The 20,354-nt window shown below is 64.6% G+C and carries 21 protein-coding genes; 10 read left to right on the plus strand and 11 right to left on the minus strand.

What is annotated here, in order from left to right; genetic code table 11:
• The first annotated feature begins 3 nt into the window (after positions 1-3).
• Positions 4-1,287, plus strand: coding sequence for a flavodoxin-dependent (E)-4-hydroxy-3-methylbut-2-enyl-diphosphate synthase (ispG, locus tag GGD66_RS27795; RefSeq protein ID WP_183259582.1), 1,284 nt, complete (start codon positions 4-6; stop codon positions 1,285-1,287).
• Between the two features lie 9 nt (positions 1,288-1,296).
• On the opposite strand, the gene GGD66_RS27800 is transcribed toward ispG, so the two are convergent.
• Together GGD66_RS27800 and GGD66_RS27805 are read right to left on the minus strand one after the other, a co-directional pair.
• Entirely contained in the window at positions 1,297-1,719 is a 423-nt protein-coding gene (locus GGD66_RS27800; RefSeq protein WP_018316742.1) for a type II toxin-antitoxin system VapC family toxin, read from the minus strand.
• Positions 1,712-2,101: a hypothetical protein gene (locus GGD66_RS27805; RefSeq protein WP_183259583.1), complete on the minus strand. Its 390-nt coding sequence runs from the start codon at positions 2,099-2,101 to the stop codon at positions 1,712-1,714. The genes GGD66_RS27800 and GGD66_RS27805 overlap by 8 nt, the downstream gene beginning before the upstream one ends.
• Before the next feature lie 134 nt (positions 2,102-2,235).
• On the opposite strand from GGD66_RS27805, the gene GGD66_RS27810 reads away from it, so the two are divergent.
• From GGD66_RS27810 to GGD66_RS27820, 3 genes are all read left to right on the plus strand, one after another.
• Positions 2,236-3,132, plus strand: a complete 897-nt coding sequence (locus GGD66_RS27810) for a TauD/TfdA family dioxygenase (protein ID WP_183259584.1) — start codon at positions 2,236-2,238, stop codon at positions 3,130-3,132.
• A 171-nt stretch (positions 3,133-3,303) separates the two neighbouring features.
• Positions 3,304-4,641 carry a Rieske 2Fe-2S domain-containing protein gene (locus GGD66_RS27815; protein WP_183259585.1) on the plus strand — a complete coding sequence of 446 codons (1,338 nt, stop codon included), beginning with the start codon at positions 3,304-3,306 and terminating at the stop codon, positions 4,639-4,641.
• 3 nt (positions 4,642-4,644) lie between these two features.
• Positions 4,645-5,460 carry an N-acetylmuramoyl-L-alanine amidase gene (locus GGD66_RS27820; protein ID WP_183259586.1) on the plus strand — a complete coding sequence of 272 codons (816 nt, stop codon included), beginning with the start codon at positions 4,645-4,647 and terminating at the stop codon, positions 5,458-5,460.
• Positions 5,461-5,598: 138 nt separating this feature from the next.
• Here GGD66_RS27820 and GGD66_RS27825 read toward each other — a convergent pair whose 3' ends face one another.
• From GGD66_RS27825 to GGD66_RS27835, 3 genes are all read right to left on the minus strand, one after another.
• The gene (locus tag GGD66_RS27825; protein WP_183259587.1) at positions 5,599-7,206 is read right to left on the minus strand and encodes a Na+/H+ antiporter; all 1,608 of its coding nucleotides are present in this window, start codon (positions 7,204-7,206) and stop codon (positions 5,599-5,601) included.
• Positions 7,207-7,254: 48 nt separating this feature from the next.
• On the minus strand, positions 7,255-8,112 hold the full coding sequence (gene bla, locus GGD66_RS27830) for a class A beta-lactamase (protein ID WP_183259588.1): 858 nt from the start codon (positions 8,110-8,112) through the stop codon (positions 7,255-7,257).
• 186 nt (positions 8,113-8,298) lie between these two features.
• Positions 8,299-8,673 (minus strand): nuclear transport factor 2 family protein, encoded by a 375-nt coding sequence (locus GGD66_RS27835; RefSeq protein ID WP_094894613.1) that lies wholly within the window; start codon positions 8,671-8,673, stop codon positions 8,299-8,301.
• A 95-nt stretch (positions 8,674-8,768) separates the two neighbouring features.
• Here GGD66_RS27835 and GGD66_RS27840 point away from each other — a divergent pair, with 95 nt between their 5' ends.
• Positions 8,769-9,197: a GFA family protein gene (locus GGD66_RS27840; RefSeq protein WP_183259589.1), complete on the plus strand. Its 429-nt coding sequence runs from the start codon at positions 8,769-8,771 to the stop codon at positions 9,195-9,197.
• A gap of 182 nt (positions 9,198-9,379) precedes the next feature.
• On the plus strand, positions 9,380-11,194 hold the full coding sequence (locus tag GGD66_RS27845; RefSeq protein ID WP_183259590.1) for a caspase family protein: 1,815 nt from the start codon (positions 9,380-9,382) through the stop codon (positions 11,192-11,194).
• Between the two features lie 44 nt (positions 11,195-11,238).
• Here the strand turns inward: GGD66_RS27845 and GGD66_RS27850 are convergent, their stop codons facing one another.
• Together GGD66_RS27850 and GGD66_RS27855 are read right to left on the minus strand one after the other, a co-directional pair.
• Positions 11,239-11,931 (minus strand): DUF1345 domain-containing protein, encoded by a 693-nt coding sequence (locus GGD66_RS27850; protein WP_092251588.1) that lies wholly within the window; start codon positions 11,929-11,931, stop codon positions 11,239-11,241.
• Positions 11,932-11,940: 9 nt separating this feature from the next.
• Complete coding sequence (locus tag GGD66_RS27855; protein ID WP_183259591.1) at positions 11,941-12,864, minus strand: polyprenyl synthetase family protein; 924 nt, start codon at positions 12,862-12,864, stop codon at positions 11,941-11,943.
• A 160-nt stretch (positions 12,865-13,024) separates the two neighbouring features.
• Between GGD66_RS27855 and mtgA the strand changes: the two genes are divergently transcribed.
• The 3 genes from mtgA to GGD66_RS27870 all read left to right on the plus strand — a co-directional run bounded on the left by mtgA (position 13,025) and on the right by GGD66_RS27870 (position 14,847).
• Positions 13,025-13,699 carry a monofunctional biosynthetic peptidoglycan transglycosylase gene (gene mtgA / locus GGD66_RS27860; RefSeq protein ID WP_092251590.1) on the plus strand — a complete coding sequence of 225 codons (675 nt, stop codon included), beginning with the start codon at positions 13,025-13,027 and terminating at the stop codon, positions 13,697-13,699.
• Between the two features lie 168 nt (positions 13,700-13,867).
• Positions 13,868-14,050, plus strand: a complete 183-nt coding sequence (gene rpmF, locus GGD66_RS27865) for a 50S ribosomal protein L32 (RefSeq protein WP_007598106.1) — start codon at positions 13,868-13,870, stop codon at positions 14,048-14,050.
• A 143-nt stretch (positions 14,051-14,193) separates the two neighbouring features.
• Entirely contained in the window at positions 14,194-14,847 is a 654-nt protein-coding gene (locus GGD66_RS27870; protein WP_183259592.1) for a hypothetical protein, read from the plus strand.
• Between the two features lie 6 nt (positions 14,848-14,853).
• Here GGD66_RS27870 and GGD66_RS27875 read toward each other — a convergent pair whose 3' ends face one another.
• A complete protein-coding gene (locus GGD66_RS27875) occupies positions 14,854-15,114 on the minus strand; it encodes a hypothetical protein (RefSeq protein ID WP_183259593.1) in 261 nt (86 codons plus the stop codon).
• Between the two features lie 223 nt (positions 15,115-15,337).
• Between GGD66_RS27875 and GGD66_RS27880 the strand changes: the two genes are divergently transcribed.
• Positions 15,338-17,032 carry a bifunctional diguanylate cyclase/phosphodiesterase gene (locus tag GGD66_RS27880; protein WP_092251592.1) on the plus strand — a complete coding sequence of 565 codons (1,695 nt, stop codon included), beginning with the start codon at positions 15,338-15,340 and terminating at the stop codon, positions 17,030-17,032.
• Between the two features lie 135 nt (positions 17,033-17,167).
• On the opposite strand, the gene GGD66_RS27885 is transcribed toward GGD66_RS27880, so the two are convergent.
• The 3 genes from GGD66_RS27885 to GGD66_RS27895 all read right to left on the minus strand — a co-directional run bounded on the left by GGD66_RS27885 (position 17,168) and on the right by GGD66_RS27895 (position 20,291).
• Complete coding sequence (locus tag GGD66_RS27885) at positions 17,168-18,676, minus strand: tripartite tricarboxylate transporter permease (protein ID WP_092251593.1); 1,509 nt, start codon at positions 18,674-18,676, stop codon at positions 17,168-17,170.
• Positions 18,677-18,680: 4 nt separating this feature from the next.
• Positions 18,681-19,166 carry a tripartite tricarboxylate transporter TctB family protein gene (locus tag GGD66_RS27890; protein WP_092251594.1) on the minus strand — a complete coding sequence of 162 codons (486 nt, stop codon included), beginning with the start codon at positions 19,164-19,166 and terminating at the stop codon, positions 18,681-18,683.
• A gap of 147 nt (positions 19,167-19,313) precedes the next feature.
• Positions 19,314-20,291 (minus strand): tripartite tricarboxylate transporter substrate binding protein, encoded by a 978-nt coding sequence (locus GGD66_RS27895; RefSeq protein WP_018316760.1) that lies wholly within the window; start codon positions 20,289-20,291, stop codon positions 19,314-19,316.
• Positions 20,292-20,354: the final 63 nt, after the last annotated feature.

A 20,354-nucleotide genomic window follows, 5' to 3' on the forward strand; every position in this document is an offset into this window, starting at 1 on the left:
CCCATGAACAAGCCCGAAACCACCATCGATTCCGACATCGCGGGGCCAGCGCCGCGTTACCATACCACCCAGGTCAAGGTCGGCGACGTCGCCGTCGGCGGCGGTGCGCCGATCGTCGTGCAGTCGATGACCAACACCGATACCGCCGACATCGACGGTACCATCGCCCAGGTCGCAGCGCTCGCGCGCGCCGGCTCCGAAATGGTCCGCATCACTGTGGACCGCGAGGAAGCCGCGGCCGCCGTGGCGCACATTCGCGACGGCCTCGCCAAGCGCGGTATCACCACGCCGCTGATCGGCGACTTCCACTATATCGGCCACAAGCTGCTCGCGGCCTATCCGGCCTGCGCCGAGGCGCTCGCCAAGTACCGCATCAATCCCGGCAATGTCGGCTTCAAGGACAAGCGCGACACCCAGTTCGCCGACATCATCGAGATCGCCAACAAGAACAACAAGCCGGTGCGCATCGGCGCCAATTGGGGCTCGCTCGACCAGGAGCTGCTGACCAAGCTGATGGACGAGAACGCCGCTTCCGCCAATCCGCGCGACGTGCGCGCGGTGACGCGCGAGGCCATGGTGCAGTCCGCGCTGCTCTCGGCCGCGCGCGCCGAAGAGCTCGGCATGCCCAAGAACCGCATCATCCTCTCCGCAAAGGTCTCGGCGGTGCAGGATCTGATCGCGGTCTATCAGGATCTCGCTTCTCGTTCCGACTACGCCATCCATCTCGGCCTGACCGAGGCCGGCATGGGCACCAAGGGCATCGTTGCCTCCTCCGCCGCGCTCGGCATCCTGCTGCAGCAGGGCATCGGCGACACCATCCGCATCTCGCTGACGCCGGAGCCTGGCGGCGATCGCACCCGTGAGGTGCAGGTCGGCCAGGAGTTGCTGCAGACCATGGGCTTCCGCACCTTCGTGCCGCTGGTCGCCGCATGCCCCGGCTGCGGCCGCACCACCTCGACCACCTTCCAGGAACTGGCGCGCTCGATCCAGGATTTCATCCGCGACGAGATGCCGACCTGGAAGACGAAATATCCTGGTGTCGAGGAGCTCAACGTCGCGGTGATGGGCTGCATCGTCAACGGCCCCGGCGAATCCAAGCACGCCAATATCGGCATCTCGCTGCCCGGCACCGGTGAAGCGCCGGCCGCACCCGTGTTCGTCGACGGCAAGAAGTTCCGCACGCTGCGCGGCCCGACCATCTCCGCCGACTTCAAGGCGCTGGTGATCGACTATATCGAGCAGCGTTACGGCCAGGGCGCCAAGGTGCCGGTGACCGCGGCGGAGTAGGCGTTCAGGTCAGCATGTAATCGTGCTGACCTGGCCTGTCTCGCCATATCTCAGCATCAATCCGTCCCGGGTAATCACGCTCGCGCCAAGGTCGCGAGCGGTTGCAATGATGATTCGATCCGCAGGGTCACGCGGCGGGGCGCCGGGCAAGAATGAAGACGCGATCAAAATATTGGGCGTGAGTTCGGCGAGCCGCACTCCTTCGACGGCAAGCAGCCGTTGAAACCAGAGTTCTGGTCTCGTGGAGAGGCCCAGCCTGTTGCGTGCAACGAGCAAGCCGATTTCCCATGCGGTGATTGCAGAGACGAAGATGGCAGATCCTGCGCGATAGGCGGCTTCAATCGCCTCGCTCGCCTCGGTGGCAATAGGTTTGTCTTCTGCAATCCAGATCGCGGCATGCGTATCGAGCAAAAGAGGCGCAGGATCACTCATACACTTGGCCCCAATCGGGATCGGCCGGCTGTGTCAAATCAACGCCGGGTGGGATGTGTGCCAATCCTTTGAGCGCGCCGAACAGCGGAGGGCGGCCGAGCTTCTTGATGCGCGACGGCGTCGGTTCTGCGGAACTCAATTCGACCCGGCGAAACACGACCTTGCGAGCCTTCGTGTCGACCTGCTCGGTACGAAAGCCGGCAGCCAGCCAGACCTTGGTCATCACATTGTTGGTCGGATTATTGCTCCACCAGGCCGGGTATTGAGGAGAGTTAGGAGGGAGCTTGCTTCCAATGACTCGCTCGATTTCGGCAAAGGTCATAGGGACCTCTTTGGCCCGTTGGGACTTCAGGAACGCGCCAAGTCGCTCATATTTACCCATCGTGGAAGCCTCTTTTCCTTTTACACACTATTAAAACTTTATAAGTGTGTCAAGATTCGCGGGTTGCTATCTTTGCGTCTGCGCTCCCGAGGCCTAGGATAGCAAGCAACGAACAACAGATCGGGAGACACGCCATGAGCTCACTCGCCGGCAAGCAGGGCCCGCGCTATCGCCACACGGCTGACGACGGCGCGCCCTACGAGACCATCGCGGTCGAAAAGCTCACCCCCATCATCGGCGCGGAAATATCGGGCGTGGACATCGGCGGGCTCGTCTCCGACGTCGCGCGTTCAAATCAGCAGATGGACGAGATCCACCGCGCGCTCGCCGAAAACCTCGTCATCTTCTTTCGCGACCAGCAGATCACGCCGCAGCAGCAGCTCGCCTTCGGCCGCAAGTTCGGCGAGCTGCATTTCCATCCCGCCGCGCCGCATGAGGACGAAGACCCGGCGCTGATGAAGATCTACGCCGACAAGAACTCGCCGCGTGCCAACGGCGAGGGCTGGCACTCCGACGTGTCCTGCGATCTCGAACCGCCGATGGGCTCGATCCTCTACATCAAGCAGTGCCCGCCGCGCGGCGGCGACACGCTGTTCGCCAACATGTACGCCGCCTATGAGGCGCTGTCCGATCGCATGAAGACCTATCTCGATGGCCTCACCGCGCTGCATGATGGCGAGCCGATCTATCGCGGGCTCTATGCGAACTACGGCGTTGCCGACCGTCCGTCCTATCCGAGCGCCGAGCATCCCGTTGTGCGCACGCATCCGGTCACCGGCAGAAAGGCGCTCTACGTCAACCGCGGCTTCACCCGCCACATCAACGGCATCCCGCGCGACGAGAGCGATGCGATGCTCGCCTATCTCTACCAGCACGCCGAAAACCCACTGTTCCAGTGCCGCTTCCGCTGGACCGAGAACGCCATCGCGTTCTGGGACAACCGCTGCACCCAGCACCGCGCGATGTGGGACTACTGGCCCCACACGCGCTCGGGCACGCGGGTGACGGTGAAAGGCGAGCGGCCGGTTTAGGAGACAGTGCGGTAGGGTGGGCAAAGGCGCGTCAGCGCCGTGCCCACGTCTTCTCATCAAATAGGCAGGACGTGGGCACGCTTCGCTTTGCCCACCCTACGAGAGCCGTTCTTGCGTTGACGTCTTCCCGCGTCCGCGCCAATCTTCCCGAAAATATTCGGGAGGATCACCATGCTCCGCGCCGAGGACAACAAATTCCTGACCGAGTCGGGTGCAGGTACCGGCATGGGCGAGCTGCTGCGCCGCTTCTGGATTCCCGTCCTGCTGTCCGAAGAACTCCCCGAACCAGACGGCGAGCCGAAGAAGATCACCGTGCTCGGCGAGGAACTGCTTGCCTTCCGCGACACGCGCGGCGTCGTCGGTGTCATCGACCAATATTGCCCGCATCGCGGCGCCAATCTCTGGCTGGGGCGAAACGAGGAATGCGGCATCCGCTGCGTCTATCACGGCTGGAAGTTCAACACCGACGGCCGCTGCGTCGACATGCCGACCTCCTATCCCGATCTCAACGCCAAGGACCTGATCCGCATCAAGTCCTATCCGGTGCGCGAATGGGGCGAGATGATCTGGGCCTATATGGGTCCGATCGAGGCCATGCCCGAGCTGCCCGATCTCGAAATGGCGCTGCTGCCGGCCTCGCACCGCTACGTCAGCAAGAAATGGCAGGACTGCAACTGGGTGCAGGCGCTGGAAGGCTCGATCGACACCGCGCATTTCACCTTTGCCCATCTCTCCTTCGACAAGGAGGAGAACGAGATCCTGGACATCAAGAAGCACTTTGTGAATCCGATCGCGCGGATGTCGAGCGATCACATGCGCTGGATCGCTGAAGACCCGCGGCCGGTGATCAAGATCAGCCCGCACGAGGCCGGACTGACCATTGCCGGTGGCCGGCTCACCGGCGGCGACAGCATCTACTGGCGCATCGCGCAATTCCTGATGCCATTCCACGCCTACGCGCCGAGCGCGATGCCGGGCGAGAGCATTTTTGGCCAGACCTTCGTGCCTGTGACCGACACCAATTGCTGGATCTACACCTATGCCTGGAATCCGGAGCGGCCGTTGTCGCAAGCGGAGCGCGACGCCTACGACCGCGGCAACGGCGTGATCGCGGAGGTCGACGACAATTACGTGCCGCTGCGCCATAAGGGCAACGACTATCTGATCGATCGCAAGCTGCAGAAGACCAGGAGCTACACCGGCATCAAGGGTGTCTCCGAGCAGGACGCCGCCGTGCAGGACAGCCAGGGGCCGATCGCCGACCGCACCCGCGAGCATCTCGGGCCGACCGATCTCGGCATCATGCATTTTCGTAAATTGGTGATGGATCTGGCGCGGGCGCTGCAGCAGGGCGAGGCCCCGCCGCAGGCGACGCGTCAGGATCGTTATGCGGTGCGCTCCGGCGCCTGCGTCACCAGCAAGTCGAAGGATCTGCCCGCGGTCATGCTCGAACGATTCGGCGATGTCGCGGGCTTCGTCGGCCGGCCACGCATCGCGGCAGCGGAGTAGGATTTGTCGTCAGGGCGGGACATCGTCGCAATTCTCCTGGTGTCGCTGGTCGCGTTATTGCTTCCGTCCATCGATGCGGGGCAGGCTGCCCCGGCCCGAAAGGTCGCGAAAGCGAGGCCCAAGCCTTCGCCCGCGCCGGCCAAATGTGAGATGCCGAAATTCCGGATCGTCGTGGATGTCGGGCATACGCCGGACTCCTACGGCGCATTGAGCGCGCGCAACGATCCGGAGTTCGGCTTCAACTTCCGTCTCGCAAGACTCATCACGGCGAAGCTCAAGTCCGAAGGCTTTGCCGCAACACGCCTGCTCGTCACGGACGGCAAGGCTCGGCCCAGCCTGTTTAAACGTGTCGGCAGCGCCAATGGGTCGCACGCCGATCTCTTCCTGTCGATCCATCATGATTCGGTGCCGGACAAGCTGCTCGAGACCTGGGAATTCGATGGTGCGAAGAGCTATTTCAGCGATCGCTTTTCGGGCCACTCGCTGTTCGTGTCGCAGCGGAATTCGCACTTCGCCACCAGCCTGATGCTGGCCCGGATGATCGGCAGGCAGTTGAAGGAGCAAGGCCTGCACTATGCCAGCCAATACACTTTGCCGCTGATGGGCCGTTACCGGCGCCAGTTGCTCGACAAGGACGTCGGCGTCTACCGCTATGACGGGCTCGTCGTCCTGTCGCGGACAAGCAGTGCCGCAGTGCTGCTCGAGGCCGGCTCCATCATCAACCGCGACGAGGAAATGGCGATGAACGCACCCGAGCGGCATGAAACGATTGCGGCGGCCGTGGCGTCGGCCATAGCGGAGTTTTGCGCGAGGCGGTAGTTGCTCCCGCCGTCATTGCGAGCCAACGGGTCCGCGCCTAACGCGGCCCGAAGACAGGCTCCGCGAAGCAATCCAGAGTCCTTCCGTGGAGGCAGTCTGGATTGCTTCGTCGCAACGGCTCCTCGCAATGACGGGAGGCTACAGCGGCGTCCGCCGATATTCCCGGTTCGCCAGGCTGGCCTCCTCCAGATCCAGGTCGCGCTCGATTCGCCGCCGCGTCTCGTCGGTGATCTGGCCGTCGCGCAACAGGTTGTGAATGAATTTGCGTTCGGCGGCGATCAGGTCGCGGGTCAGCGCGGTACCGGCGGCGGAGACGTCGTGGTGGGTGGGATCGAGTGAATCAGGCAGCTGGTTGACGCGGATGTCGTGGCGGGCACGCAGGAGCCGCATCACTTCGTCGGACACCTCCTTCTCCTCGGTCAGCGCGTCGAGCGATTTCAGCGCTGCATCCAGCGCCTGACGGCGCGCGGCGATCTCGGCTTCGTGCTCGGCGGCATGCTCGTTACGGCCGGCCTCGGCGACGCCGAGCCACCTCACCACCGGCGGCAGCGTCAGCCCGACGCCGATCAGCGTGACGAAGATGACGCCGAAGGCCACGAACAGGATCAGATCGCGATACGGAAATGCATCGCCATCCGGCAGCGTGAACGGCAGTGCCAGCGCGGCCGCCAGCGACACCGCGCCGCGCACGCCGGTGAAGGCGAGCACGAACGGCCATTGCCAGGGTGGCGACGGATCGCGCTGGCGCAGCGATTTGCTGAGCATGCGCGGCAGGTAGGTTGCAGGATAGAGCCAGGCGAAGCGCGCGACCACGACGATCACCATGACCACGGCAGTTGCGATCAGGATGTCGTCGAGCGGGAACGCCTTCGATTTCTCGTAGAGCGCGCGCATCTGGAATCCGGTGAGCAGGAACAGCACGCCCTCGATCAGGTAGATCACGAGGTCCCAGAAGAAGATGCCCTGCAGGCGCGTTGCCGACGAGATCAGCAGCGGGCCGTTCCAGCTCACATAGAGGCCGCAGGCCACCGTCGCGATCACCCCGGAGCCACCGATATGCTCGGGCAGCCAGTAGGAGACGTAGGGGGTGATCAGCGACAGCGTCAGCTCGACCTGCGGATCTCCGGACCATTTGCGGAAGCGAAGGGAGAGCCAACCGACGCCGATGCCGAAGGCGATCTCGCTGGCGACAATGAGGAGGAATTCGCCGGCGGCGAGCGGCAGCGAGAAATGTCCGACCATGATGGCGGCCAGCGCGAAGCGGTAGAGGATCAGCGCGGTGGCATCATTGGCGAGCCCTTCACCCTCGAGGATGACGAGGAGCCGCCGCGGCATGTTGAGCCGGCGCGCGATCGCGAGCGGTGCCACCACGTCGGGCGGCGCGACGATGGCGCCGAGCAGGAAGCCGATGGTCCAGGGCAGGCCGATCATGTAGTGCGTGGCGGCCGCCACCATCGCTGCGGTGAAGATCACTGCGCCAACCGCGAGCAGCACGATCGGGCGCAAATTGTTCTTGAACTCACGCCAGCTCATGGCGACGCTCGCCGAGTAGATCAGCGGCGGCAGCACCATCAGCAGCACCAGCTCGGGAGGCAATTCCACCGGGGGCATGCCAGGCACGAAGGCGAGGCCGACGCCGGCCAGCATCAGTAGGATGGCGGGGGCGACGTTGAAGCGGCGTGCGGCCAGCGCCACGCCTGCCAGCACGGCGAGCAGGATGAGAAAGGTCTGAAACTTCGCTTCCATGATGGTCTGTCTTGACCCGGAAGCGACGGCTACGTCAATGCGCGCGGCTTACGCCAGCCGCTCGGTCACCATCCGTCCGATGCGTGCAAAGGCGGCTTCGATCTGCGCCGGATTCGGCGTGCCGCCCTGGGTATAGACCGCGATCAGGATCGGCGTCCCGGGCTTGGGCCATGCGACCGCGATATCACCCGAAGCGTCCTTGCCGTTGTTGCCGGTCTTGTCGCCGATGGTCCAGCCTGCGGGCACGCCGCCGCGCAGCCGGTTCGCGCCAGTCTTGCAGTTCACCATCCACTCGGTGAGCAGGGCCCGCGAAGCCGGCGACAGCGCTTCGCCCACCACCAGGCGCTGCAAATTTCCCGCCATTGCTGCCGGCGTCGTGGTGTCGTGGGGATTGCCCGGCGGCGAGCGGTTGAGTTCTGGCTCGTTGTGGTCGAGCCGGGAGGTGGTGTCCCCGAGCGATCGCCAGAAGGCGGTGAGCGCGGCGGGGCCGCCGATCCGCGCCAGCAGCAGATTGGCGCAGGTATTGTCGCTGAGCTCGACGATCGCCTTGCACATGTCGCTGACCGACATCGCGCCGGCCGCAAGATTCTGTTTGGCGACCGGCGCGTAGTCCAAGAGGTCGGGCTTGCCGTAAGCGATCATGGCCGCAAGCTGGTCCTCGCCGCGGTCGACCCGGGCCAGCATGCAAGCCGCAAGCGAGGCCTTGAAGGTCGAGCACATGACGAAGCGCTCGTCGGCGCGCCAGGCGAGCTTTTTGCCGGTCGCAAGGTTCTCTGCATAGACCCCGATCCGTCCTCCGCTCTCACGTTCATAGGTTTCGAGCTCAGGCGGTGCCTCAGCGGCCAACGCAGGAGAGGCGGCGATCCAGCACAGCGAAGCGAGCAGGGAACGGCGATCGAGCGGCATGGGGATTTTCAGACAGTTGGGGGCGAGAAATGTGGCGGATGCTGTATCCGCCTCGTCATTGCGAGGCGCGAAGCGACGAAGCAACCCAGTCTGTCTCCGCGGAGGGTCTCTCGATTGCTTCGCTTGCAACGACGGAGGATGGATATCGAGCGCGGCAGATATGGGGCAGCGGAACGTCGAGCAGCCTCACTCCCTCAGGTCATAACGATACGATTTCGACACGATCTGCCAGCCGTCGGCGAGCTTCATCGCCACCAGATAATCGGTAAAGAAACGCGGAGGCAGCTGGCAACGGACCTTGATGAAGGCGGTCTTGTCGTCCGAACGGTCGATGGTGACGATGAAATCCTCGCGCGGCTTGCCTTCGGCCTTGGCGGAGGCCCGCTTGCGGACGCGGTCGAGCCAGTCGGGCACGGTCAGGACCTGAAGCTCGCCCTTCTCGACCCAGCGCAAGTCAGCGGAGGGATGGAAGATGGTGCCGAGCTTCTCGGCGTCGCCCTCGTAAAGCCCGTCGAAATAGGATTGCACGACGGCTTCGACACTCGAACGGTTCTGGCTCATGGGTCATCCTTTTGCATGATGGCTTGGGCGGAACTTAGTCGTACACATCGAAATGCGCTATGGGTGTCTCTCGCCAATCGCGCAAGGACGCTGGAATGACCGGATCAGAAACTTCGAACGCTCGTATCCTGATCGGCGAATGCTACTGCCGCGCCGTGCGCTTTGAGGTGGCCGACGCGTTCTCCTATGCGATGAACTGCCACTGCTCGAACTGCCGTCGCACCACCGGCTCCGCCTTCAAGCCCTTCGCCGGCATCGCGCAAGACAAGCTCCGCATTATCCGGGGAGGGGACCAGCGGCTGATCTTCGGCGACGACACCACCCATGACGCCCATTGCTCCCGGTGCGGCTCGCTGCTTTATTCCCGGGTACGTGAAGGACAATGGGTCCATGTCGCCATGGGAACCCTGGTTGATGCCCCCTCGATCCGGCCGAGCGCACACATCTTCGTGGCCTCGAAGGCGCCCTGGCACGAGATTACGGACAATCTGCCGCAATATCGGGGGCATATCGGCGATGCCTAGGGGAATTCGGTCTGCTTGCCTGTTTGGCAGCGAACCGCGACCGCGCTGGCGCGACAAACATAGGGGGTCCTTCGGGCTGTCGCCGACGCGGCCTTGGTGACCTCCATCACAAGCGCCGGCACCGGATCCTGCTAAAGCGGTCCAAAGGGGACCGAAACGTCCCGAACTTCGGAAGTCGTGTCATGCGCAACCTGCTCAGACTCTGCCCGCTTCTCCTCGTCGCCGTGCTGCTGTTCGGCATGGATCCCGCTCTTGCCGGCAACCGCGTCGCGCTGGTGATTGCCAACTCGGCCTATCAGCACGCGCCGTCGCTCGCCAATCCCGTCAATGACGGTGCGGTGATGGCGAAGACGCTGAAAGAGGCCGGTTTCAACAGCGTCGATTTCCGGCACGACCTGTCGGCCCTGGATACCCGGCGCGTGCTGCGCGACTTTGCCGATGCGACCCGCAATGCCGACATCGCAGTGGTCTACTATGCCGGCCACGGCATCGAGGTGGAGGGCTCGAATTATCTGATCCCCGTCGACGCCAAACTCGAGCGCGACACCGACGTCTATGACGAGGCGCTCTCGCTCGACCGCGTCCTGGTCGCCGTCGAACCGGCAAAACAGCTTCGGCTGGTGATCCTGGATGCCTGCCGCGACAATCCGTTCGGCAAGACCATGAAGCGCACGGTGGCCACGCGCGGTATCGGCCGGGGCCTCGCCCAGGTCGAGCCGACCAGCCCCAATACGCTGATCGCCTATTCGGCGAAGGCCGGCTTCACCGCTCAGGACGGCGACGGCGCCAACAGCCCCTTTACGGTCGCGCTGTCGAAGCATCTGACGACGCCGGGCCTCGACGTCCGCCGTGCCTTCGGCTTCGTGCGCGACGACGTGCTCAAGTCGACCGGCAACAAGCAGGAGCCGTTCGTCTACGGCTCGCTCGGTGGCGAGGACGTGCCGCTGGTTCCGGTCAAGGTGACGGCCGCAGCAACGGTTGCGCCCGCGCCGAACCCGCAGGCCGATATCCGCCGCGATTACGAGCTCGCGCTCCAGGTCGGCAACAAGGCGGCGTGGGCCGCTTTCCTCGCCCAGCATCCCGATGGCTTCTATGCGAGCCTCGCCAAGCTTCAGGTCGAGAAAATTGGTGCCGAGCAAGCCCATGCGGCTGCCACCGAGAAGGCGAAACAGGCCGAGGCAGAACGCGATCGTCTTGCTGCCCTCGGCGCACAGAAGGATGCGCAGGCCAAAGCCGCAGCCGATGCGAAGGCCGCCGAGCAGGCGCAGCTCGCTGCGCAGAAGGCCAAGGAGCAAGCGCAACAGCAGGCAGCTGCCGCCGAGCAGCAGCGCGTCAATCTCGCCGCTGCGGCGCCGAGCGCGGTGCCGGCCAGCACCGCGAGCCCCGCCGGCACCAACGTTGCCTCTCTGACACCGGCGACCGCGCCGGCCGATCTCAGCCGTTCGGTGCAGACCGAGCTCGGCCGCGTCGGCTGCTTCTCGGGCACTGCCGACGGCAATTGGAGCACATCCTCGCAGCGCTCGCTGTCGCAGTTCAACCGCTATGCCGGCACCAAGCTCGACGTGAAGGTGGCGAGCACGGACGCGCTGGATGCGGTCAAGGCCAAGCCGTCACGCGTCTGCCCGCTGGTCTGCGAGCACGGCTTCAAGGCCGATGGCGACAAGTGCACCAAGATCGTCTGCCGTGAGGGCTATGCGGTCAACGACGACAATGAGTGCGAGAAGAAGCGCGCCGCCAAGCCGGCCAAGCCTGCAACGGCGAAGCGCGATGACGGTGATGAACGTCCCGCCCGGCAGCGTCCTCAGGCCGGCGGCGCGGCGGGCGGCTATGGTGCCGCGGCCGGCATTGCGGCCGCTGCCGGCGCCGGTCGCGCCGCAGGTGGCGGGCAAGTCATCTGCAATAGCACTGGCTGCCGTCCGGTCAGCCGCGGTTGCCACCTCGAATATCGCGGCGGCGGCGGCCCCGGCAACGATGCCAATGCCGAGGTGTGTCGTTAGGGCATGCATGATCCAGGTCGTCGTCCCGAAAGCCCGGGACGACGTCAGGTCGCAATCGCGCTCGCCGCGATGTTGACCGTCAGTGCCAGCAAGGCCGTGTTGTAGATGAACGATACGATCCCGTGCGCCGTGGCCGTGCGGCGGATCGTCTTGTCGGTGATGCCGACGTCGGAGACCTGCGCGGTCATGCCGATCACGAACGAGAAATAGACGAAGTCCCAGTAGTCGGCGTGGTCTTCTTTGTCGCCGCTCGGGAACTGAAGGCCGCCCGGCTTGGCGTTCCGATAATAATCATGCGCGTAGTGCAGCGCGAAGGTCGTGTGCACGGCGGCCCATGACAGGGCGATGGTGCTGATTGCGATGGTCAGCTCCAACACGCCCCGATGCGGTGTGCCGAGTTCTGAGACGATCGCGGCGATGCTGGCGAAGGCGCCGGTCGCCGTCACCAGCAGGATCACGAAACGGCCGTCGTCCTGCATCGCGGCGGCGCGCCGGATATGGTGATGGTCGTTGCAAAGCATCATTGCGTAGACCAGCACGAGATAGACCGCGATCAGCGCATCCCAGCCGAACAGGAGCCGTGTCACCAGCCGGTGCGAGCCCGGCAAGAGCAGACAGACCAGGACGCCAGCCGCGAGCGCGATGAAGGTCCGCGGCCGCGCGTAAAGCAGCCGCATCGGCCGCGACATCTGGCGGAAGCGGACGAGGACGGGATCTTCTTTGCCCTCGGCCGCCATCGATGCTTGTCAGCTCTTCCGCTCGGCGACAAACCGCGCGGCGGCCTGCAGCACGGCGGCGCGCTCACCGAAGATCGAGACCGCGCTGTCGGCCCGGGCGAGCAGGTCGCGCACGCGCTGCTTGGCGCCTTCGATGCCGAGCTGGGTGACGAAGGTGGTCTTGCCGAGCGCGGCATCGGCGCCGGCCGGCTTGCCGAGGGCCGCCGCATCGCCCTCGACATCGAGCAGATCGTCGGCGATCTGGAAGGCTTCGCCGAGCGCGCGGCCGTAATCGTCGAGTGCCTGATATTCTTTCTGCGAGGCCTGGCCGAGGATCGCGCCGGCGATGCAGCCGTAACGCAAGAGCGCGCCGGTCTTCATCTGCTGAATGCGGGCGACATCGATCGGCTCGTTGCCGCCAAAGCGGCCTTCGCCGGCGAGGTCGAGGATCTGGCCGCCGACCATGCCGCCGATGCCGGCGCAGCGCGCCAGCGCGCGTGTCAGCAGCAGCCGCACATTGGCGTCGTGATGGATTTCGTCACGGGTGACGATGTCGAAGGCCAGCGTCAGCAGACCGTCGCCGGCGAGGATCGCGGTCGCGTCATCGGTCTGCTTGTGCAGGGTGGGGCGGCCGCGGCGCAGGTCCGAATTGTCCATGGCGGGCAGATCGTCGTGGATCAGCGAATAGCAGTGGATGCATTCGAGCGCGGCGCCGACCAGCAACGCGGCTTCACGGGGAACACCGAACACGGCCGCGCTCTCGACCACCAGGAACGGGCGCAGACGCTTGCCGCCGTTCAGGCTCGAGTAGCGCATTGCGTCCATCAGTCGCTTGGGCCGGGCGATCTCATCGTGCAGGATGTCGTCCGACAACAGGCGCCCGAGCAGGGCCTCGGTGTCATCAGCGGTCTTGTCCAGACGCTTGGCGAAATCGGACGGGGACGTGCCGGTCATCAAGAAGGGCTCCAGAACTAAAATTCGGCGGACAATCCTTTATGCGCCCGCCCCAGTCAATCGTTTGGAAGGCCTAAAAAGTGCTGGAAAAGGCCCGAATTATCACAGACTTAATGGGGAGAGCCGTGGCCGCGTTTCGTTCCATGCCGGAAAGGTCGATTTGCGCATCGTCAAAATCCTGCTGGTAGCGCTCGCGGTCGTCATTCTCGCGCCCTATGTGATCGCGCCGTTCTACCGAACCGGCCATCCGGTTTCGACACTGATGGCGTGGCGTTCGCTTCGCGGCGCGCCAATGCAGCGGGAATGGATCGATCTGGCGGCGATGTCGCCCTATCTGCCGCGCGCGGTGGTGGCGGCTGAGGACGCACATTTCTGCAAGCATCACGGCATCGATTGGGGGGCGCTGCGCGAGGCGATCGATGACGCGCAGGAGGACGGCACGCCGTTCCGGGGCGCCTCCACCATTACCCAGCAGGTCGCGAAGAATTTGTTCCTCTGGCAGGGCCGGGATTTCGTTCGCAAGGCGCTCGAATTCCCGCTGGCGCTCTGGATCGATCTCGTCCTGCCCAAGCCGCGGATCCTGGAGATTTACCTCAACATCGCCGAGCTCGGCCCGCAGGGCCAGTTCGGGGTGGGGGCGGCCAGCGCCTATGCCTTCGGCAAATCGGCCGCCGCCCTCTCTCCGCGTGAGGCGGCCCTTCTGGCCTCGATCCTGCCGAATCCGGTCAAACGCAGCGCCAAAACCCCCGGTCCGGGCGTCCGGCGGCTGGCAGGGACCTATGTGGCAAGGGCGCAGGCCTCTTCGCTTGCGACCTGCTGGCGGGAAAATCGCTGATTTTGGGCCCTTTTCGGGCGCATTTTCCGGCCCAAGAGCCTAGCTTTGCAGCCAGCCTTCCTCTATAAGCGCGACCTTGATCGGCATTCAGCTCGCCTCGGATTGCGGGTGCTGAGCCGTCCCTCGCGGACGATGCCCTGATAACACCAATCCCTAGAGGAATTTGAAATGGCCGTTCCGAGAAGAAAAACCTCGCCGTCGCGCCGTGGCATGCGCCGCTCGGCAGACGCCATCAAGAAGCCGACCTATGTGGAAGACAAGGACTCCGGCGAGCTGCGTCGTCCGCACCATCTCGACCTCAAGACCGGCATGTACAAGGGCCGTCAGGTCCTGAAGAAGAAAGAGTCCTGAGTTAAGGACCTTTCTCCAGGCGGGAAGATTGCACCTGCCTGATTTCGGCCAACCCATGAGATATGACAGTGGCGGCGGCGGAGCTAATGCTTCGCCGCCGCATTGTCCTGTCTGGATATCTTGATCGAGAAGGCATTTCGCCGATGGTCGGTTTCCCGCTGCTTCTGATTCCGCTCGCGGTCTACAACATCATCGCCTTCCTGATGCCGACCGTGTCCTTCACGGATGTGCTGTTCAAGGTGCCGATGGTGTCGGGCGAGACCTGGCCGGTCACGCTCGCCGACGTGATGCTGGCGCTCGGTATCGTGCTGCTGCTGCTCGAAGTGGTGAAGGGCGCGCGGCCGGGCTCGAAATTCCTGATGGATCATCTGCTGTCACTGATCCTGTTTGGCGCGGCCGCGGCCGAATTCGTGATGTGGCCCAAATTCGGCAACTCGACCTATTTCCTGCTGGTGCTGCTCGCGATGGCCGATTTCCTCGGCGGTATTGCCCAGCGCACGCGCCGCCGCGTCACCTATGTCGCCGAGACAACGGTGCCGGCGTCACGCAAGGCCAAGCGTCAGGTGGAAGCTCCGGCGGGAGATGCCGCGGCCGAGCCCAAGTTCGAGCCGGTGTCCGCGCCGATCGCAGCACCGGCGGCACCGCCCGCGCCCTCGGCTCAGTCGGTTGCCGAATCCGTGCTGATGGATCCTCCCGCACCGAAGCCGGTGCAGAGCACGCCCTCGCCGGAAGTCCCTTCGCCGCATTTGCAGCCGGGCGACGGCACGTCTCCGTCCCCCGACACGCCGCCGCGCTGATCGATCTCAAGCCACCTGCCGCGTGCGCGCGCTGACGCTTTGCAGCGGGTGCTTGCCGCCATAGGCCGTCTGCGCATCTTCGGAAGAGGCGCGGCGCAGCCGGCTCGCCTGGGGCAGATGTTCGGCATTGGCGATCAGCTGGGCGACGAAGCTGGGATCGGGGCGCGGCAACGGCGTCTTGTGGACCCATTGCAAAATCGGCAGTACCGGCACCAGGGCCGTGCCTGTGCCGCTATCCGCCGCGTCCGATCGATCGGTACTCAACATCGCTATCACCGTTGATCCGGCAGAGCCTGTCGCGTTTCGGGACGCTGGTGCCGGGTGCGTGTCAGTACTCGCAAGGCCTATGCCGGACGGGCCGGTTTGGTTCCCCCGGCCTGTAGAAACGTGGTTTCCAAATTGTTTATCAACTTTGCCTAGGGTTGGGGACGAATCTAGCTCTATCCTGTGTCAGCTCAGGACTTTCCCGCTGTCCCGAAACGAGGCGATTTTGATCCCCGCATTACCGCAAGCCTCCGACATCCTGGCCGCCCTCGGCCAGGCCGTGTTTGCCTGGGACATTGGCAGTGATGCGATCGTCTGGGGTGACCAGGTCGGCAGCGTCTTTCCCGGCATTCCCGCCGAGCGGCTGGCGACGGGAGCCGAATTTGCCAAGCTGATCGAGCCCTCGCCAACGCTGCGGACCGCCGCGCTGGCGCAAGCCTATGCCGTGCATGGTGCCGACGGCACGCCCTACCGGGTCGAGTACGGGGTGCGCATGAGCGCCGCCGATCCCGTGATCTGGATCGAGGAGACCGGCCGCTGGTTCGCCGGCCCCGACGGCCGCCCGGTGCGCGCGATCGGCTCGGTCCGAATCAACAATGAACGCCACGCCCGCGACGAGGAGCTGACCAAGCTGGCCCGGCTCGATCCGCTGACCGGCGAGCTCAACCGCTCTCATCTGATTGCCGCGCTGGCCGAGGCGATCGAGGAGACGACCCGCTTCCGCTCGACCGCGGCCTTCATGCTGGTCGGTATCGACCATCTTGCCCGCGTCAACGACGCCTTCGGCTTCGACGTTGCCGACGCCGTGATCCTCGACATCGCCAAGCGCATCCGCTCGCGCCTGCGTGGCGGCGACGTGCTCGGCCGCTTTTCCGGCAACAAGTTCGGCCTGATCCTGAAGAACTGCACCGTCGACGACATGAATGTCGCCGCCGAGCGCTTCCTCGCCGGCATTCGCGACGAGGTAGTGCCGACCAAATCCGGTCCGGTCTCGGTCACCGCCTCGATCGGCGCGGTCAGCGTACCGCGCTATGCCCGCAACACCGACGAGGCCGTCAACCGCGCCCATGAGACGCTGGATGCCGCCAAGCGCCGCCGCGTCGGCTCGTTCGCGGCATGGCGTCCGGACGCCACACGCGACGCGCAGCGCCGCGTCAACATCCGCGTTACCGACGAGATCGTCACCGCGCTGAACGAGCGCCGCATCAAGCTCGCCTATGAGCCGGTGGTCTCGGCCGTCTCCCGCGAGCGCGCATTCCATGAATGCCTGGTGCGGATGGACCAGGGCGACGGCCAGGTGCTGCTCGCGCCCGACATCGTGCCGGTCGCCGAACGGCTCGGCCTGATCCGCCTGGTCGATCACCGCGTGCTCGAGCTCGTGGTCGCCGAGCTCGCCGCCGCGCCCGACATCTGCCTCAGCCTCAACATCTCGCCTGATACGACGATGGATCCGGACTGGTGGGCGGGCATCGAATCGCTGATGCAGGCCCATCCCGGCGTTGCCGAGCGGCTGATCGTCGAGATCACCGAGACGGTCGCGATCCAGGACATCGATGATGTCCGCGCCTTCGTTGGCCGCCTCAAGCATTTCGGCAGCCGCATCGCCATCGACGATTTCGGCGCCGGCTACACCTCGTTCCGAAACTTGCGCAAGCTCGGCGTGGATATCGTGAAGATCGATGGCGCGTTCGTGCAGAACATCACTCATTCCGCCGACGACCGCGCCTTCGTGCAGACCCTGATCGATCTCGCCCGCCGCCTCGACATCAAGACCGTCGCCGAATGGGTGCAGGACGAGGAAGCCGCAAGCATGCTGCGCGATTGGGGCTGCGACTACATCCAGGGCCGCCTGATCGGGCTTGCGTCTGGCGAGCGTCCGTGGGGGACTTCAACGGATAGTGCGCTTCCTGCTGCATGCTGAGGTCTCGTAGGGCGGGCAAAGGCGCACTTGCGCCGTGCCCACCATTCCTCCGTGATGGATACAGATCGTGGGTACGCTTCCGCCTTCGCTCTTCGAGCTACGGCGGACAAGTCGCTTTGCCCACCCTGCGAAACTTCACGCCCCCTCATCCAGCGCCACCAGCTCGCGCTTCTTGCGCAGCGACGGCAATAGCGGCGCGATCAGCAGCACCAGGGCAAACACGAGACAGACCCCCGAGATCGGCCGCTGTACGAAGGTCCAGAGATCGCCCTGCGACAGGATCAGTGACTTGCGCAGATTGTTCTCCATCATCGGTCCCAGCACGAAAGCCAGCACAAGCGGCGCTGGCTCGTAGCCGAGCTTGCGCATGAAATAGCCGATGATCCCGAACGCGATCATCACATAGACGTCGAACACGTTGTTGCTGGAGCAGTAGACGCCCAGGATCGTGAACAGGATGATCAGGGGGAACAGGATGTTGTACGGCAGCTTGAGCAGCTGCACCCACATGCCGATCATCGGCAGGTTCAGGATCAGCAGCATGACGTTGCCGATATACATGCTGGCGACGATGCCCCAGAACAGGCCGGGGTTCTGCGTGATCAGCAGCGGTCCCGGCTGCAGGCCGTGGATGACGAAGGCGCCGAGCAGCAGCGCCATCACCACGTTCGGCGGAATGCCGAGCGTCATCAGCGGAATGAAGGCGCCGCCCGCCGCGGCGTTGTTCGCCGATTCCGGTCCGGCAACGCCTTCGATCGCGCCATGGCCGAAGCGCTCCGGCGTCTTCGACAGCCGCTTCTCCAGCGCGTAGGAGGCAAAGGACGCCACCACCGCGCCGCCGCCCGGCAGGATGCCGAGGAAGAAGCCGAGGATGGTGCCGCGGCCGACCGGACCTGCGCTCGCCTTCCAGTCCTCCCTGGTGGGCAGCAGATGGGTGATCTTGGTGTTGATGATGTCGCGCTTGATCGCCTGCTCGGTGTTGAGCAGCACCTCCGCAACGCCGAACAGGCCCATCACGACGGGCACCAGCCCGATGCCGTCGATCAGCTCCATGCGGCCGAAGGTCAGACGCGGCTGCGCCGTGATGCTGTCGAGCCCGATCAGTCCGAGCACGACGCCGATGCACGCCATCAGCAATGCCTTCGGCATCGAGCCCTGGGTCAGGAAGGTGAGCACCACGAGGCCAAGCACCATCAGGCTGAAATATTCGGCCGGGCCGAACGCGATGGCAACGCTGGCCAGCTTCGGCGCGACCAGCATCAAGGCGATCAGCGCGAATGTGCCGGCAATGAAGGAGCCGAAGGCGGAAATGCCGAGTGCAGGGCCAGCGCGTCCCTGCTTCGCCATCTGGTGGCCGTCGATGCAGGTGACGACGGAGGCCGCCTCGCCGGGGATGTTGACCAGGATCGAGGTGGTCGAGCCGCCATACATCGAGCCGTAATAGATCCCGGCCATCATGATGATGCCGGATTCCGGCGTGCCCGACAGCGTCACGGGCAGCAGGAGCGACATCGCCGAGATCGGCCCGATGCCCGGCAGCACGCCGACCAGCGTGCCGATGAAGACGCCGATGAAGCAGTAGAGCAGGTTGACTGGCAGCAGCGCGACGCCGAACCCATGCGCGACATTGACAAGCGTATCCATAGGGTCAGCCGATCCCGAACAGGCCCGAGGGCAGCTGGATCAGCAGCAGCCGCTTGAGCACCCACCACATGCCTGATGGCACCAGGACGGCGATCGGGATCGCCAGCGTCCAGCGGACGGGATCGATCAGCCGCAACAGCAGCAGCACCAGGGGGATCGACGACAGCAGGAAGCCGAGTGGTTCCAGCGCAATGGAGAATGCCACGAGACAGGCAATCAGCAGGAGCGGCTTGCTCCAGCGCACATTCTCCCAGCGCGAGGCCAGCGTCGGCGCGCCCTCGGTGACCGCCGAGACGATGATGGCGCCTGCGAACACGCACATCAGGATGCCCGTGTAGAACAGCACGTAGCCGGAGCCGGGATCGTTGATGGTGCCGAGCTTGAGCTTCATGCCGGACCAGATCACGAATCCGCCGAGCGCGAGCCCGATCAGCCCGCCCCAGAGCTCGGAATTGCTGAGGCGGAGTTTGACGTTGGTGTCGTTGTTCATGTGAAGCGCCTTGAGATCACCGTCGTCCTAAGGTGGCGGAGCGCAGCGTAGCCCTCGAAGGGCGACGGTGCCCCGATCCATCCTTCGAGGCGAGCCGCAAGCGCGGCTCGCACCTCAGGATGACGTCAGCATGTGTGGTGGGACAAGCTACTTCTTCGCGAGCCCGAGCGTATCGATCACCTTGCGCTCGGACTCCGTGACCTCGACGACGAACTTCTTGTAGTCCTCGGTGTTCTTGTAGTTCGGCACCATGTCGTATTTGGCGAGCGTCGCGACCACCGCTGGATCCTCGACCGCCTTCTTGAAGGCATCGTGCAGCTTGGCGACGATCTTTGGATCCATGCCTTTCGGGCCGGCGATGCCGAAGGGGGAATCATAAACCATGGGATAGCCGAGCTCCTTCAGCGTCGGCGCGTCGGGATAGTTCGGCGAGCGTGCGCCGGTCCACACCATCAGCAGCCGCAGCTTGCCGGCGTCGACCAGCGGCCGCCATCCCGTGGAGTCCGCCTGAAGCATCGTGTGCTGCCCCAGCACCGCGGCGTTGGTCTCCGCGCCGCCCTTGAAAGGAACTTGCGTCAGCTTGATACCGGACATTCCGGCGATCTGCTCCATGCCGATATGCAGCGAGGTGCCGGCGCCGGGCGTGGCATAGGTCACCTTGCCCGGATTCGCCTTGGCGAACTCCACGACGTCCTTCCAGCTCTTGAACTGCGACTCCGCGCTGGTGGTCACACCGAAGGTGTAGCCGGTGAGATGGATGATGTAGGTGAAGTCCTTGGCCGGATCCCACGACACTTCCTGCATCAAGGGCAGGCGGAACACTGTGATCGGAATCTGCGAGATGGTGTAGCCGTCCGGCTTCGCGGCCGCTGCCATGGTCGCGGGGCCCACCGTGCCGCCGCCGCCGGCCTTGTTGTCGATCACGATCGGCTGCCCCAGCACCTTCGAGGCGCTGTCGGCGATGGCGCGCATCGAGATATCGGTCGATCCGCCGGCCGGCCATGGCACGATCAGCGTGATCGGCTTGCTGGGATAGTCCTGCGCGCTTGCGGCAGTCGAGAGCAATGCGCCCATGACAGCATGCATCGCGGCAAATGCGATCGTCTTCAGCCCGTATCGCGGCATCGAAACTCCTCCCCTCGCGGCGGCCTCTTTGCGGGTCGCCGTTTCTCGTTCTTGCGCGGCGAT

The organism is Bradyrhizobium sp. CIR48 (assembly GCF_014198315.1).
GTDB lineage: Bacteria > Pseudomonadota > Alphaproteobacteria > Rhizobiales > Xanthobacteraceae > Bradyrhizobium.